The organism is Thermoflexus sp. (assembly GCF_025055495.1).
GTDB lineage: Bacteria > Chloroflexota > Anaerolineae > Thermoflexales > Thermoflexaceae > Thermoflexus.
The window spans coordinates 1-15,523 of record NZ_JANWXB010000164.1; the positions used below are offsets into that span (position 1 = coordinate 1).

Sequence of the window (15,523 nt, forward strand, 5' to 3'; positions counted from 1 at the left end):
CACCCCAACCCTCCTCATTTTCGGGGGTTTGGGGGGGGGGGGGGGCGGCCAACGGCCCCCCGCCCCGCCCCCGAAAGTAGGAAATCCCTTAGGACATCCTTGGGGGAGGACAAAGAGGATCCTCGCCTCTGCGAAATCCCCCTGGGCTCAAGGGGTCAGGGGAAAAGCCCCCTCCGGTGGCAACGGCCCCTTCCCAACCCTAAACCACACAACACAGTAGAGCAAAAGCCCCTATGGATAAGGCCGCGCTGATCCGACGGATCCAGGAAGAGCGGGAGCGCTTTCTTAAAGCCATCGAAGGGCTCACCCCGCAGGAGATGAGCCAGGAGCCGGTTTTCGGGGAGTGGACAGTCAAGGATATCCTGGCCCACCTCGCGGTGTGGCAGGGACGCCTGATCACCGCCCTGTTTCAGCTGGAACAGGGGCGACGCCCGAAAGACCTGACGCCCTCCGAGATGGAGATGAATGCGCTGAACGAGCGCTTTTTCCGGGAGCAAAGGGATCGCCCTCTGGAACGCGTGCTGGCCGATTTCCACGGAACATATCAGCAGTTGCTCCGGCGCCTGGAACGTTTCTCCGAAGAGGACCTCGTCCAACCCGGCCGGTTCCCGGGTCTCTCCGAGCCCCTCTGGTCGCTCATCGCTGCCTACACCTTCGAACACGATGCAGAACACCGGGCGGACATCGAGCGTTGGCGGGAGCACAAGCAGGCGATCGGGTAGCGCCCAGGAAAAGGCAGACGCCGGGGACGGCATCGAGCAGCCGCACGCCCTCAGCTTTCCCCCAGTTCGCCTCGCCGAGCAGCCAGAGTGTTGGCCAGAGCCTCTAAAGCCGGGCTGAGGCGAACCGGATAGCGAGGGGCATCCCGGAGCGCCTTGTAGGGCTCAGGCAGCTGCCCGAACGCCCGCTGAAACCGCTCACGGATCTCCGTCAGGGCAGGGTGGGGCCGAAGCAGGCGCCCTCCCTCCATTACCTTCTCCAGAAGGGGAACGCCGCCCTCGATGCGCTCCTCCCGAAGGGCCAGGAGATCTTCCCGCATCTGCCCCCCCTCGTCGTAGAACCGGAAGACCTGCTTCGGGCCGGGCAGGGAGGCCTTGCCGGGGCTGAGTTTAGAAGCCGGGCGATCCTCGTAAGCCACCAGCTTATACGCCATATCCAGCCAGGGCCAGTCCTCGGAAACCCCCATCCGTGTCCCCACGCCGAAGGCGTCGATGGGCGCGCCGGCGCGGACCAGCTCATCGATGCGATACTCGTCCAGCCCTCCGCTGGCCAGGATCCGCACCTCCGGAAGACCGGCCTCGTCCAGGATGCGGCGCACCTCGCGACTCAGCGCGAGCAGATCCCCGCTGTCCAGGCGGACGCCGATCAGGCGCTGGCCCTTCTGTTTCATCTCCAGGGCCACCTGAGCCGCCCGCCGGGCGCCTTCCAGGGTGTCATAGGTGTCGATCAGGAAAACGGAGCGTTCGGGGAATGTCTCCGCGAAAGCCCGGAAGGCTTCCTCTTCGCTGGAGAAGGCCATGATGAACGAATGCGCCATCGTCCCGGTGATGGGGATCCCGTAGAGCTTGCCGGCGAGCACGTTGCTGGTGGCCTGGAAGCCGACCATATAGGAGCAGCGGGCGACTTTCAGCCCCGCGTCGACCCCATGGGTCCGGCGCAAAGCGAAATCCACCAGGCCGCGGCCTCGCGCGGCGATAAGGCAGCGGGCCGCTTTGGTGGCGATCATCGTCTGCAGATGGATCTGGTTGATCACATAGGTCTCGGCGATCTGGGCCTGGATGATCGGGGCGGTGATCTCCAGGATGGGCTCGCCCGCGAACACCAGCGCCCCCTCCGGGACCGCCCACACTTCTCCGGTGAAGCGAAGGGTGGACAGGTAATCCAGGAAGGAACGGGAGAAGATCCCGGTGGATTCGAGATAGGCCAGGGCCTCGGGGGAGAAGTGGAAATCCTCCAGGAAGCGGAGCGCATCCTCCAGCCCGGCGGCCACCAGGAATCCGCGCTCAGGCGGAAGATCTCGCACGAACAGACTGAACGTCGCCTGACCGATGACGCCATGGGCCCAGTAGGCCTGGGCCATAGTCAGCTCATAAAGGTCCGTGATCAGGATGCGCTCTTCCGGCTTCACCATTCCGGGCTCCCATTCCTCGCGGTTGTCTGCTGATCCTATGATACAGGGATTTGCGGGCGATCTTCCTTGCCCAAAGTTCTATAGATAAGGAGCCAAACGCCCAGGCGGAACGGCCTCCCGCTCACCTCTGGCCCCAAGGGCTGTGGGGAGGGAGAGAGCACGTCTTTCGAAGGCCAGGCGGGGCGCCTTCGGCCCTCCATCCAGTCCTCGAAACCCACCCCCCAATCCAAGAGCGACCACGCCTTCGCATCCGTCTTTAATTTTCCGGCAGAAACGCCTGGCGCACATCCTCGATCTCCGGCATGGCCCGCAATGCCTCAAGGACCTCGAGAGAAGCGGGGCTATCCAGGTTGATGAAGGAGAGCGCTGTGCCGCCCGGCCGATCCCTTCCCAAGCGCCATTCCGCGATGTTGATCCCGTGCTGCCCCAGCAAGGTCCCCACGCGGCCGATCACGCCCGGCACGTCCCGGCTGCGCATGATCAGCACCGCTCCGCGGGGCAAAGCCTCCATCGGGAAATCGTCCACCTGGACGATGCGAGGTTCTCCAGCGAAAAGCGCCCCGACGATCAGCCGGGCTTCCTGGGTGGAAAGGACCCGACATGCGATGGCCTGGGCGTAGGCTCCCAGGATCGGCTGAGCGGCTTCCGTGATCTGGATCCCTCGCTCCTGGGCCAGGATGGGCGCGTTGACGAACGTGACCTCATCCCCCAGGATCGGGGTGAGGAGGCCTTTCAGGAGGGCCACGCCGAAGGGGCGAAGGGCTGCCCGCAGCTCCTCTCCGCGCACATCGATCTCGGCTCGATAGATGCGCCCGCGGATCAGCTGCATCTGCAGGCGGCCGATCACCTCCGCGAGGCGCATGAACGGCGCCAGGGCCCGATAATCGGCCCCCTCGGGAAAAGGCAGATTCACCACATTCCGGTAATCCCGTCCGCGCAGAGCATCCAGCACCTGCTGCACGATCTGGCGGCTGATCAGGCGCTGGGCCTCACGGGTGCTCCCTCCCAGATGGGGAACGGCCACCACCCGTTCATGGGCGATCAGCGCCCGCAGGGTCGGAGAGCGGGGCGGCTCCTCACTGAAGGTGTCCAGGGCGGCTCCAGCCACCCGACCGCTGTTCAGCGCCTCCAGGAGGGCTTCCTCATCCACCACCGCACCGCGGGCGGTGTTCACCAGAAAGACGCCCGGCTTCATTTTCTCAAAGGCCCGGCGGCCGATCAGATGGTGCGTTTCCCGGGTCAGAGGGACGTGAAGGCTGATCACATCCGCCCGGATGAAGAGCTCATCCAGATCCGGGACCAGCTCGATCTGCAACGCCGCGGCCCGTTCCTCCAGGATGTAGGGATCGAAAGCGATCACGTGCATCTCAAAGGCCCGGGCCCGCCGGGCCACCTCTGTCCCGATCCGGCCCAGGCCGACCAAGCCCAGGGTTTTGCCCGCCAGCTGGGCGCCGACGAAACGTTCCCGTTCCCAGCGCCCTTCCCGCAACGAGAGCCAAGCGGGCGGGATCTTCCGCAGAAGGGCCAGGAGCAGCGCGAACGTGTGCTCCGCCACCGCGATCGTGCTGGCCCCCGGGGTGTTCATCACCAGGATCCCCCGCCGGGTGGCGGCCTCCAGGTCGATGTTGTCCACCCCGATGCCGGCGCGGGCGATCACCCGCAGCCGCTCGGCGTGCTCCAGCACCCCGGCGTCCAGCCGCACGCCGCTGCGCACGATCAGGGCGTCGCACGTCTGGACCAGTTCCCGCAGCGCCTCCGGCGAAGGCCGCCGGGCTTCCATCACCTCCACCTCCGGGTCCCCCTGCAACAAGGCAAGTCCTTCCTCATCCAGAGGATCCGTCAACCCGATGCGCCAGGCCATGCGCCAGCCTCCTTGCCAGAGTGAAGGACGCTATGTGCAACCTCCGAGCTCTCCCAGGGGTTTGGGGGCTGGGGCGCTTCTCTCCCGAAGGCGCTTAGATCGAACTCGCCGCCTGAAGTTGCCCATGGCGCGAAGGTGATCCTCCCAGTCAACAAAGCCCCTCGCCCGGCCGCCGCAAAACCCCCATCCACACCCACCCTCATTCGTGTATTCGTGCCCCTATTCGTGGACGGCCAGCCACTCCTCGATGTCCGCCAGCAGCTCCTCGATGTGATGCGGCTGGATCTCTCCCATATGGGCGATGCGGAAGGTCTTTCCCTTCAGCGGGCCATATCCGGAGGAGATCACCTTCCCCCGGGCCCGCAGGAATTCGTTTAACGCCCCCACGTCGATGCCCTTCGGATTGGCCACACAGGTCAGCGTCCACGAGCGATACCCTTCTTCAGCGAAGAGGCCGAAGCGCTCCATCGCCCAGGCCTGGACGCGCTCCGCCATCCGGCGGTGGCGCTCCCAGCGGGCCTCCAGCCCTTCCTCCAGGATGCGGGCGAACTGGAGATCGGCCGCGTAGAGCAGGGAGATGGCCGGCGTGGCCGGCGTCTCCCCGCGATCGGCATAGCGGGCCATGGTGAGCAGATCGAAGTAATAGCCCCGGTGCGGAACCTCCTTCGCTTTTTCCATCGCCCGTCCGGAGACTGCGCAGAAGGCCAGCCCGGGCGGCAGGGCCAAGCATTTCTGGGAAGAGGTGAGCACAAAGTCCAGCCCCCATGCGTCCGTCTCCAGCGGGGCTCCGCCCAGGGAGGAGACCGCATCCACCAGGATCAGCACTTCGGGAAAAGCCCGGCGCACCGCTGCGGCGATCTCTTGAAGCGGGTTCATAACCCCCGTAGAGGTTTCATTGTGCACGATGGTGATGGCCTCGACGTCCGGATGGCCCTCCAGCGCCTCCAGAACCTGTTCCGGGCGGACGCCCTTCCCCCACTCGATAGAGACCGGGACTGCCTCTTTGCCGTTGGCCAGGGCAACCTGATACCAGCGTTCCCCAAAGGCACCGTTGATCAGGCAGAGGACCTTACGACGCACCAGGTTGCGCACAGCGGCTTCCCACAGGCCGGTTCCCGAAGCGGCGACAAAGAAAACACGGCCAAGGGTGCGGAAGATCGCCTGCAGGCGAGGAACGATCCGCTCGAAGAGAGCGGTGAACTCCCGACTCCGATGTCCGATCATCGGCCGGGCCTGAGCCCGCGCGATTTCCTCCGGGACATACGTTGGCCCTGGGATGAACAGCATGGGAGCGTTCTCCATCGCGCGCCTCCTGGAAGGTGAAGAGGGGATCGTAGGAGGACCGACGACCTCGGCCTCATGAAATGTTTCCCCAGATCTGCAGAAACCGCTCGTGGCGTTCGGGATCGCGAAAGCGCGCCTGGCCGTTTCGGAACGCCTGCAAGCCCTCTCGAAGCGCGGCTTCGGCCGGCATGCCCTGAAGCCGACGAGCCCGCTCCGGCGAGAGGGTCAGCGGCAGAAGGGGCGCTAGGCGATCGCAGGCGATGTAGACATCCGCCGCCTCCTCGATCGCGGGCCGATGGAAGACCCCGCCGAACCCCACGAACAGGTGAACCGCCGGGCGAGCCGCCAGGTCCGTCGCGCCGTCGCCGACCAGCATCAACCGTCGGCCGGGCGCCTGAAAGCCTTCCAGGAGACGGGCTTTGCCATCGTGATAAAGCAGCGGCGAGGGCTCCACGCCCGATGCGGGTCCCTCCTCGCCTCGCCACCAGGCGCCCGCGAAGGGATCATATCGAACGCGCACAGCGTGGACGCGCTGGGGGGGGATCCCCAGGAAGAACCCTAATCCACGCACCGCTTCCTCAAGTCCCCCGCTCAGGAGGTGCACCGTGATCCCGCAGGCGTGGAGAGCACGGAGCACCATCAAGGCGTCAGGGATCAGGTTCTCCCGGTAGATCTGGATCAAGCGGCGGATCTCCGCGCGGGTGGGGCGGATCAGGGCGAGGCGTTGCTTGTAAATCGCCTCCAGGGGAAGATGACCCGCCATCGCCGCCTCCGTGAGGGCGGCCACCATCGCCTCCTGGCCCCTTAGCCGGGCTAGCTCCACAATGCCCTCCACCCGGACCAGGGTCCCATCACAATCCAGGAAGACATCCGTGAACGAAACCCAGCGAGCCGGCCCCTCCCGCATCCCACTGGCTCCGTGAAAGATTTCTCAAGATTATACCGCAAGTCGCAAATAAATCCAGTTCAATCGTTTATGGATATGGGGCGATATCCCTGAAGGCGTAAAATCCTCTAAGCTCAGGATGTAAACCCTCCTCTTCTCCCTGGTGGGGGAATTTGGGGCGTAGGCCGCCGAGCAACTCCTCGGTTAGCCCGTACTCCTCATCCGCGCTTGACAGCCTGGAGGATCCTTCTACAATGATGGTAGAACATGAAACAACCCGGAACGCCGTCGGCCTTCCCCGATTTGATCCACATGTCCGCCCGCTGTTAGAGGGAGGTGGACCATGACTGCGCAACGGCGATGGTTCCTTCTGGTTGCCCTGCTCCTGATTCCCGCCTTGCTCCTGGCCGCCTGTGCTCCGCCTGCTACACCAGCCCCGGCGAAGAAGCTGGAGATCTTCTCGTGGTGGACGGCCGGGGGGGAGGCGGAGGGGCTGGAGGCGATGTTCGCCGTTTACCGACAGAAATATCCGGGCGTGGAGATCATCAACGCCACCGTCGCCGGCGGCGCCGGTGCCCAGGCCAAAGCGGTCCTGAAGACCCGCATGCTGGGCGGCGATCCGCCGGACTCCTTCCAGGTCCACGGCGGGGCGGAGCTGATCGACACCTGGGTGAAGACCGGCTATATGGAGGACATCACGGACCTGTGGCAGAGTGAGGGATGGATGGACAAATTCCCCAAGCAGCTGATCGATCTGGTCAGCTACGAGGGGAAGATCTACTCCGTCCCCGTCAACGTCCACCGGGGTAACGTCCTTTGGTATAACAAGAAGATCTTCGATCAACACGGCCTCCAGCCTCCCACCACCTTCGATGAATTCTTCCAGGTTGCGGAAGCGCTCAAAGCCAAAGGGGTGACCCCGCTCGCTCTGGGCGACAAATTGAAGTGGGAGGCCGCCCATCTATTCGAGACGGTCCTGGCCGGCGTGCTGGGCGCCGAGAAATACCGCGGCCTGTGGAACGGCCAGACGCCGTGGACCGGGCCGGAGGTAGCGAAGGCCTTTGAGATCTTCGGGCGGATGCTGAACTATGTGAACGAGGACCACGCCGCCCACACCTGGGATTCGGCCACCCAGCTGGTCCTGGACGGCAAGGCGGCCATGACCATTATGGGGGACTGGTCCCACGGCTATTTCCTCTCGAAGGGCGCCAAGCCAGGTGTGGACTACGGATGGGTGCCGGCGCCGAACAACAAAGGGCTCTTTATGGTGGTGACCGACACCTTCGGCCTGCCCAAGAAGGCGCCGCACCGGGAGCAGGCCATCGCCTGGCTGAAGGTCTGCGGCTCCAAGGAGGGCCAGGAGGCCTTCAACCCGAAGAAGGGCTCCATCTGCGCCCGCCTGGACTGCGACCGGAACAAGTTCGACGTCTATCTGCAGTCCTCGATGGATGATTTCGCCCGGGATCAGCTGATCCCGAGCGAGGTCCACGGGTCAGCGGCCCCGGAGGGCTTCGCAACGGCCTTCAACGACATCGTCTTCAACTTCGTGACCAACCGGGACGCCAAGGCGGCGATGGAGGCCCTCCAGAAGGCCTGTGTGGAGAACAAGATGTGCCCATGAAGGATCTGTCCGGCCGATGGCGTCCCGGGAAACGGACGGGCGCGGTGGGGGATTCCTCACCGCGCCCGTTTTTTGAGCCTCGCGTTGCAAAAGGAACGCTTCACATTGAAACGTAATATGCTTCCGAATCGTCCCTTTAGCTAAATAGAAGCGAGGGCTGGGCTGTCCAGCCCTCGCTTTTTTCACCCCTGCATCGTTGGAGACGTGAGGATGCTCAGCCGCGCTCCTCGATCGGGATGTATTCCATGTGCTCCGGCCCCACATAGAAGAAGCGCGGCCGGTAGATCCGGTTGTCCTTCCGCTGTTCCAGGGCGTGGGCCACCCACCCGGCGATGCGGCCCACAGCGAAGATCGGGGTGAAGAGGGCAGTCTCAATGCCCATGGAGGCCATCACGATCCCGGAGTAGAAATCCACGTTGGGCTGGACGCCCTTCTGGCCCAGGCGCTCGATCATCACCCGCTCGATGATCTCAGCCATCCTCAACCACTTCTCTGTTCCAGCGCGCCGGGTGACCTCCAGGGCATACTGCTTCAGGATATGGGCCCGCGGATCATACGTCTTATACACCCGATGGCCGAAGCCGGGGATCTTCTTCTTGCGGGCCAGGGCCCGGAGCACCCACGCCTCCGAGTGCTCCACATCGCCGATCTCATGGAGCATATGCATCACTTCCTCGTTCGCCCCGCCATGGAGCGGCCCCTTCAGCGCCGCGATCCCGCCCACCACCGCGGAATACATATCGCTCAAAGTAGAAGTGATGGCCCGCACCGTGAACGTCGAAGCATTGCACTCATGGTCCGCGTGGAGGATCAGGATCACATCCATCACCCGCGCGTAGAAGGGATCCGGCTCCTCGCCGAACAACATATAGAGAAAGTTGGCGGCGTGGCTGAGATCCGGGCGGGGGTGAACCGGCGGAAGGCCTTTGCGGGCGCGGCCGATGGCGGCCACCACCGTCGCGATCCGGGAGGTCAGCTTGATGGCTTCCCGCTCATGAGCGACCAGCGTATCCTCTTCCGCGGAATCGTCAAAGGCCGCCAGCATGGAGATGGCCGTGCGCAACACCGACATCGGATGGAAATTGTAACGGCGCCCGGCGCGGGAGAGGAAGTCATAAACCTCGTCCGGGATCTCCCGATACTGTCGGAGGCGCATCTTGTAAACATCCAGCTCTTCCTCGGTGGGGAGCTTGTCGTAGAGGAGAAGGAAGGCAGTTTCCTCAAAGGTGGACTTCTCGGCCAGGACCTCGATGGGGATCCCGTGGTAGATCAGGCGGCCTGCGATCCCATCCACATAGCTCTTCACCGACTCCGCAACGATCACGCCTTCCAGACCCTTGGCGAAGGAGACCTCGCCGGGTTTCCCGATATATTTAACTTCCTGGGGGGTCACGGTTGTGGTCATGGCAACCTCCGGAAAGTTGTAGGATAGGATCCCTGGCGTCGCTGCTTCCCCCCTCACCGTAGAAGCGGATTATCCGGGGAGTGGACGGGTGATGGAGTCGCCCTGAATGGCCCCACCTATCCCTTGCAATATCTAATCAGAACGCGAATGGAAAGTCGATCCCTCTCTTCTCATCTTAACCCGGGATAATGAGGAAGGCAAGCACAGCAGACGCAGTCTGGATCCACCCGATTTATCTCTGCGATGGCGGTCAAGCCCAATTATCTAAAGTCTGACCGAATAATGCTTTGTCCAGTTATCAACTGGGGATTTGAGGAACCGAAGCGAGTCCGGAAGGCGATGGCCCCTCCCCCCTTTCTCTCCCCTCCCCACGGCTCTCTGGGCCGTGGGGAGGGGGAAGAAAAAAAATCTTTCGTGGGCGATGTGGGGGGCCCAAGGCCCCCCGCACCGCCCACAAAAACCCCCAAATGAAAAATGGACAAAGCAATAATCCTTTGTCGCTTTATATTTTCGCGGTTTGGGGGCTGGGCCGGGGGGCAGAAGTCCTGGCTCAGTCCCCGAAAGATCTTGGCTCATATCCCACATTCATGTAAGCCAGAGCGCGAACCGCCTGATGACGGGGAAGGGCCCGATTTCCCTTTCCCTCTCATACTGCTTCGCGGTATGCGGTATAGAGAAGGATATCCGAAACATGTGAGACAGCGGAACACCACTCCTTCTTGTTCCGCCGCTGACATTCCCCCACACCTGTAACTTTCATCAGCTTTCCGTTCTGGCATTAATCACCACAATCGATCCGCAATCTGGCTTAAAATAACCAGGACGGGAGTTACGCTGTTCGCTTCCGCGGGGGATTGAGGGCGGAACCGGGTGCCGAAGGGCTCCGCCTCCGCCCCCAAAGATATTTTTATTCCCCACGGTCCTCTGGGCCGTGGGAAGGGTGGATCGAAGAGGAGGGGGTCATTCCACCTCACCTGACCGGCTCCCAACTGTGTAACTCCTCCCCATGGTAAATCCAAAGCAGGAGGGCATCGATGAACAAGATGACGATTCGTGATGTGGATGTTCGCGGCCGTCGGGTGCTGGTCCGGGTGGACTTCAACGTCCCGATCGCTGAAGGCCGGGTGACGGATGACACCCGCATTCAGGCTACACTGCCCACGCTTCAGTATCTCCTGGATCAGGGAGCGGCCCTCATCGTGATGTCCCATCTGGGCCGTCCGAAGAAGCCGGACCCCGCTTTCAGCTTGAAGCCGGTCGCGGAGCGCCTGAGCGAGCTGCTGGGCCAGCCGGTCCAGATGGCGCCCGACTGTGTGGGACCGGAGGTGGAGGCAATGGCGGCATCCCTCCAGCCCGGGCAGGTTTTGCTCCTGGAGAACCTCCGCTTTCACCCTGAGGAGGAGAAAAACGATCCCGAGTTCGCCCGGCAGCTGGCCCGGCTGGGGGATCTTTGCGTCAACGATGCTTTCGGCGCGGCCCATCGGGCTCATGCCTCCGTGGAGGCCATCGCCCGGTTCATCCCGGTCGTGGCCGGTTTCCTGATGGAGAAGGAGATCCGCTACCTGAGCCAGGCCCTGACCAACCCGGGGCGGCCCTTCGTGGCCATCCTCGGCGGCGCCAAGATCTCCGATAAGATCGGGGTCATCGAGAGCCTCCTGGCCCGGGCGGATCGGGTGCTCATCGGTGGGGGAATGGCCAATACGTTCCTGAAAGCCCAGGGCTACGCTGTGGGGGATTCTCTGGTGGAGGATGAGGCCCTGGAGACGGCGCGCCGGTTGCTGGAGCGAGGCGGGGATCGGCTGTGGCTGCCCGTGGACGTAGTGATCGCCGACGCCTTCGCCCCCGACGCGCAGGCTCGGGTCGTGCCCATCGATCAGGTGCCCGCTGGCTGGCGGATTCTGGACATCGGCCCGCAGACTGTGGCTCGATATACCGATGAAATCCGCCGCGCCGCCTTCATCGTATGGAATGGCCCGATGGGGGTTTTCGAGTTCCCCCGCTTCGCAGAGGGAACCTTCGCCATCGCCCGGGCAGTAGCGGAGAGCGGGGCGACGAGCGTTGTGGGCGGCGGCGACTCGGTGGCGGCTGTCCATGCGGCGGGGGTGGCGGATCGCATCACCCACATCTCCACCGGCGGGGGCGCCAGCCTGGAGTTTCTGGAAGGCCGCACCCTACCCGGGATCGCCGTCCTGGCGGAGCGGCCCTCCGCTGAATGAATCGGTCAGGCGGGGCCATTAGTGGCCCCGCCTGATCCAAAATCCCATAGCGGGAAAGGGCCCCATCACCTCATCTCCCTCCCGATCATCGAGCCCGGCCAGCGACAGGATTCGAAGCAGAAGCTAAGATCGTTCTCCCCCTCTCTGCAGCCGGGGGCTGCGGAGAAGGGGGGAATATCGGCATGGTATGGGGCTGGGTGCCTTCCGCCCCGGCCCTACACCCTATCCCCACAACCACTCAGCGGGATACCGGCCTTCTTATGATAGCAGGAATGCGATTCCTCCCCTCGGATCGACCCTGGGTGTGGATGACGATGGGGGCAGCAGAAATCATAGAGGACGCCGAAGCACTGTGGCTGAGGTTGCGCCCGGGGTCCGGGGAGCGGTATGCCAACGCTCAGCTGGACGACTATGGGGGCTCCCGATTTGTCTGGAAGCCACCGGTTCGACTCCAGGTTGAGGCGCGATTCTCCCACCCGATCGAAGCTCTAGTGGGAACGGCCGGGTTCGGGTTCTGGAACGCCGGAGCGGCACCCGGAGCGATCATGGGGCTGCCCTCAGCCGTGTGGTTCTTCTTCGCTTCCCCCCCTTCCCGGATAGCTTTAGATCCTTCTGATCCGGGTCGGGGATGGCTGGCCATGGTCTGGCGAAGCCCGAAAGGATGGCGGGTGCCGATTCCGGCTGCGGCAGCCCGCGCGCTTCAGCGCCTCCTGGAACATCCATGGCTGGGCCGAATGGCGATCGCTGTGGGCCAGCAATGGATGGCGGTTTCGCAGCGATCGATTCCACTGGACCTCACCCAATGGCATCGGTATAGCATCCAGTGGCATCAAAAGAAAGTAACCTTCGAAGTGGATGGGAAGGAGATCCATCGAACGCCCTTCGCCCCTGCTGGACCCCTGGGCTTCGTCGCCTGGATCGATAATCAGTTCCTGGTAGTGGATCCCTCCACCGGCCTTTCAGGAGGCTTGCTCCCGGTTCCCGCGGCGCAGGCGCTGGCTCTGAGGCAAGTAGAGATCGAAGCAGGCGGATAAAATCCTTACCGGAGCGCCCCATCCTGGTCCGATAAAGAGCTTCACTGGGCAAGCCCAGTTGCCCAGGGGATTCCTTCTTACCTGCCCTTACCCGCCAATTCAGCGGCGGGAAGAGACGAAAGCGCATTTCGGAGTTAGGAAGACCGCCTTCGGCAGCCCGCTGACCCTCCCGAATTCCCCAGATGAGGCAAGCGGTGATTTCCTGAAATGGGGAAGTTACGAAGACGATACAGTTCTGCGAAGGCAGCCCGCATCCTACGAAAGATTCCGTCAGAAAGAATCATCACCGCTGGCTGGAGTGACCACCTGAAATTAGGTAAAATGGATGAGAGCGACGTATACGCCACGGGCCACTTCAGGCGGCAAGTCCGAATATAGAAGGCTCTGCTTAGAATCCTCGTGCCACTTTGCAACGTTGGGGAAGAGGCAGAGAATGCGAATAACGGTTTAGGGCGGCGAAGCAGCTTGTTCTGCCACCTCGACTGTAAGTTTGCGACGAATCGAGATACACAAATCAAGGATCGGGTGAGCGGTTGCTTCGCTCACCCGATCCTCTTTCCTCAGCGGGGAGGGGGAGAAAAAAATTGTTCAGGGGCAGGGCTGGGGGCCAAAGGCTCCCAGCCCTGCCCCTGAACACCTCCTTATGGACGAAGCAATAACGTCTGACCGGCCCCATCCGCTCCTGGGGAGGAGACCAGAGGAAGCTCCCTCGGGTCGTTGAATACGGAGGTCGGATCTATGGTCGCCGTGCGCGCCTTCATCGCCGTGGAGATGCCCTCAGAGCTTCAGAAACGCCTGGCTGAGGTGCAGGACCGTCTGCGTCGGGAGCTCCGGGACCTGCCGATCCGCTGGGTCCGGCCGGAAAGCATTCACCTCACCTTGAAGTTCCTTGGGATGATCCCCGTCTCCCACACCGATGAGATCGTCGCGGCGCTGCGGGGGCTGGCCCTGGAGCGGGGGCCGTTCACCTTCGTGGTGGAGGGGATTGGTTGCTTCCCGGATCTCCGGCATCCCCGGGTGATCTGGGTGGGTATCTCCGATCCCACCCGGGCGCTGGGAGCCTTTCAACGTCTGGTGGAATCCAGTATGCAGAAACTGGGTTATCCCCCTGAAGATCGCCCTTATCAGCCCCATCTCACGCTGGGACGGGTCGGTCGGGAGGCGGCCCCGGCTCATTATCGGCGGATCGCGGAGGTGATCGAACGGACCACCATAGAGCGCCTGGGGGAGGTGCGCGCGGCGGAGATCGTCCTGATGCGGAGCGATCTCCATCCTCAGGGGGCTGTTTACACGCCGATCGCTCGCATCCCATTACGGGGAAGCCCGTGATCCGTTTCAGGCAGAATCCACTTTCTCCCCGGAGCGGAGCGCTCTCACTCCTTATAGGATGTTTTCCAGGAACGTGACCGAAACCGGGCGGCCCTGAGCATCCAGAGAAACGGAGGCCAGATCCACCCGCCAGCAGGGCTCCGGACCTTCCCATTGTCCCAGGTAGGCCAGGGCCGTTTGCAGGAGGCGCTGGCGCTTGCGCAGGGTCAGGCTCTCCTCCGGAGAGCCGAAACGATCCGTTCGCCTGGCGCGGACCTCGATGAAGCGCAGCCAGCCTTCCCCTTCCACGATCAAATCGATCTCCCCAAAGGGCGAGCGCCAGTTCCGCGCCCGAATGGAATATCCATGGGCCTCGAGATAGGCCGCCACGAAGGCCTCCGCCGCTGCCCCTACAGACCGTCGGGAGAGGCGACGAGGACTCATCGTCCCTCCGGCTGCCCTTTCAGGTGAAGCGAAACATCGGCAAGCCGGAAGCCGTGGCCTCGAACGGTGAGGACGTAATCCCGGTTCGGATCCGCCTGAGCCAGCCGTTCCCGCAGGCGGCGAATGAGGGCATCCAGCGCCTGCTCCGTGATCCCCCGGGGGTCCTCCTCCGGCCAGATGTAAGCGACCAGCTCATCCCGCGAGACCACAGCGCCTCGGGCCATGGCCAGCCGCTCCAGCGCCCGGAACTGCGCCGGAGAAAGGGGAGGATCTACCTCCCGACCGTTCACCCACACGCGGCGGGCCGCTCGATCGATCAAAAGCCCCGGGACCAAGGAAGGGATCGGGGCGGATTCCAGAGGGAGCGTCGCCTCAGGGCTGACGAACCGCATGCGCACGCACAGCGCGAGGGCGATCTCATCGCCATCCTTCAGACGCTGGGGGGTAAAGGGCGTCAGCGGCTGCCCATTCACAAAGGTCCCGTTTTTACTGCCCAGGTCCTCGATGTAATAACCATCTGCTTCCCGTTTGAGGCGAGCATGCTGACGGGAGATCTGCCGCTCCGGCAACACCAGATCGCATGTTTCGCTACGGCCGATGAGCAGGGCTTCCTGGTCGACGGGCCAGCGCTGCCCCGCCAGCTGTCCTTCGGTAATCACCAGCATCGGCGCCTCTGTTCCGACCATGAGCGCCTCCAGGGCTTATCCAGATTCATATCTTTAATTTGTCAAAGCACGACATGAAACGGAGTATATACGATTATCTAAAAATCTCATTCATATAATTAGACCATTCTCGGGTAAAAGAATCCTACTCCTGATCAAGAATTCTATCAAAGAACCTCGAGATATAGAATTTACGGATCAAGATGGCTAGAGGAATACCCGCTCCCAGGATTATGGATAATTCTATGTGGATATTTACTAAGCGGGCTAAGATAATCAAAACACCCAAAACGCTTAACGTGATGTTGACCGAGTTGACGTTTCCGACAAACAGGGAAATAAATGTAGAAGGATCTTTATGAGTTCTCCAGGGAACGTTCAAATGAGAATTTCGAGCATCCTTGAGATTCGATTGAAGATATGTATCCTCGAATCCTCTCCCAAAATAAATATACTTGCCACCTTCCTCATGAGAATACTTCCTCCGGAAGTAGACTCTGACTATATTGTTTACGTGATCTAGCTTTATCTCCTGAACAATAGAGTGAACAGAGGTTATAAATACAGTATGCCCAAGTAGACTCAAAAACAAGGCAGGAAATAAAAGATAATCCGCGATATTTCTTATTCCAAAGCTAAATATAGTCAACAAAGCGCCAAGCACAAAG

General features: G+C 62.3%; 13 protein-coding genes. 5 read left to right on the top strand and 8 right to left on the bottom strand.

Annotated features, from left to right (window positions below; genetic code table 11):
- Positions 1-233 precede the first annotated feature (233 nt).
- Positions 234-722, top strand: coding sequence for a DinB family protein (locus NZM16_RS05720; RefSeq protein WP_295448013.1), 489 nt, complete (start codon positions 234-236; stop codon positions 720-722).
- Positions 723-772: 50 nt separating this feature from the next.
- On the opposite strand, the gene NZM16_RS05725 is transcribed toward NZM16_RS05720, so the two are convergent.
- The 4 genes from NZM16_RS05725 to NZM16_RS05740 form a co-directional block, all read right to left on the bottom strand.
- Complete coding sequence (locus NZM16_RS05725) at positions 773-2,131, bottom strand: nicotinate phosphoribosyltransferase (protein ID WP_295448016.1); 1,359 nt, start codon at positions 2,129-2,131, stop codon at positions 773-775.
- A 256-nt stretch (positions 2,132-2,387) separates the two neighbouring features.
- Complete coding sequence (serA, locus tag NZM16_RS05730; protein WP_295448019.1) at positions 2,388-3,992, bottom strand: phosphoglycerate dehydrogenase; 1,605 nt, start codon at positions 3,990-3,992, stop codon at positions 2,388-2,390.
- Between the two features lie 219 nt (positions 3,993-4,211).
- On the bottom strand, positions 4,212-5,294 hold the full coding sequence (locus NZM16_RS05735; protein WP_295448022.1) for an alanine--glyoxylate aminotransferase family protein: 1,083 nt from the start codon (positions 5,292-5,294) through the stop codon (positions 4,212-4,214).
- Between the two features lie 55 nt (positions 5,295-5,349).
- Positions 5,350-6,183, bottom strand: a complete 834-nt coding sequence (locus NZM16_RS05740; RefSeq protein WP_295448026.1) for a haloacid dehalogenase-like hydrolase — start codon at positions 6,181-6,183, stop codon at positions 5,350-5,352.
- A 322-nt stretch (positions 6,184-6,505) separates the two neighbouring features.
- Between NZM16_RS05740 and NZM16_RS05745 the strand changes: the two genes are divergently transcribed.
- Entirely contained in the window at positions 6,506-7,783 is a 1,278-nt protein-coding gene (locus tag NZM16_RS05745) for an ABC transporter substrate-binding protein (RefSeq protein ID WP_295448029.1), read from the top strand.
- 214 nt (positions 7,784-7,997) lie between these two features.
- On the opposite strand, the gene NZM16_RS05750 is transcribed toward NZM16_RS05745, so the two are convergent.
- Complete coding sequence (locus NZM16_RS05750; RefSeq protein ID WP_295448032.1) at positions 7,998-9,188, bottom strand: citrate/2-methylcitrate synthase; 1,191 nt, start codon at positions 9,186-9,188, stop codon at positions 7,998-8,000.
- A gap of 1,034 nt (positions 9,189-10,222) precedes the next feature.
- Here NZM16_RS05750 and pgk point away from each other — a divergent pair.
- From pgk to thpR, 3 genes are all read left to right on the top strand, one after another.
- Positions 10,223-11,404 (top strand): phosphoglycerate kinase, encoded by a 1,182-nt coding sequence (pgk, locus tag NZM16_RS05755; RefSeq protein WP_295479223.1) that lies wholly within the window; start codon positions 10,223-10,225, stop codon positions 11,402-11,404.
- A gap of 272 nt (positions 11,405-11,676) precedes the next feature.
- A complete protein-coding gene (locus NZM16_RS05760; RefSeq protein WP_295479226.1) occupies positions 11,677-12,438 on the top strand; it encodes a family 16 glycosylhydrolase in 762 nt (253 codons plus the stop codon).
- Between the two features lie 738 nt (positions 12,439-13,176).
- The gene (thpR, locus tag NZM16_RS05765; RefSeq protein ID WP_295448037.1) at positions 13,177-13,767 is read left to right on the top strand and encodes an RNA 2',3'-cyclic phosphodiesterase; all 591 of its coding nucleotides are present in this window, start codon (positions 13,177-13,179) and stop codon (positions 13,765-13,767) included.
- A gap of 51 nt (positions 13,768-13,818) precedes the next feature.
- Here thpR and NZM16_RS05770 read toward each other — a convergent pair whose 3' ends face one another.
- The 3 genes from NZM16_RS05770 to NZM16_RS05780 all read right to left on the bottom strand — a co-directional run.
- The gene (locus NZM16_RS05770; protein WP_295448040.1) at positions 13,819-14,190 is read right to left on the bottom strand and encodes a YraN family protein; all 372 of its coding nucleotides are present in this window, start codon (positions 14,188-14,190) and stop codon (positions 13,819-13,821) included.
- Positions 14,187-14,876 (bottom strand): FHA domain-containing protein, encoded by a 690-nt coding sequence (locus NZM16_RS05775; RefSeq protein WP_295479229.1) that lies wholly within the window; start codon positions 14,874-14,876, stop codon positions 14,187-14,189. The genes NZM16_RS05770 and NZM16_RS05775 overlap by 4 nt, the downstream gene beginning before the upstream one ends.
- Positions 14,877-15,000: 124 nt before the next feature.
- Positions 15,001-15,523, bottom strand: a 523-nt coding sequence (locus tag NZM16_RS05780) for a hypothetical protein (protein ID WP_295479233.1), incomplete at its 5' end; no start/stop codon positions are given.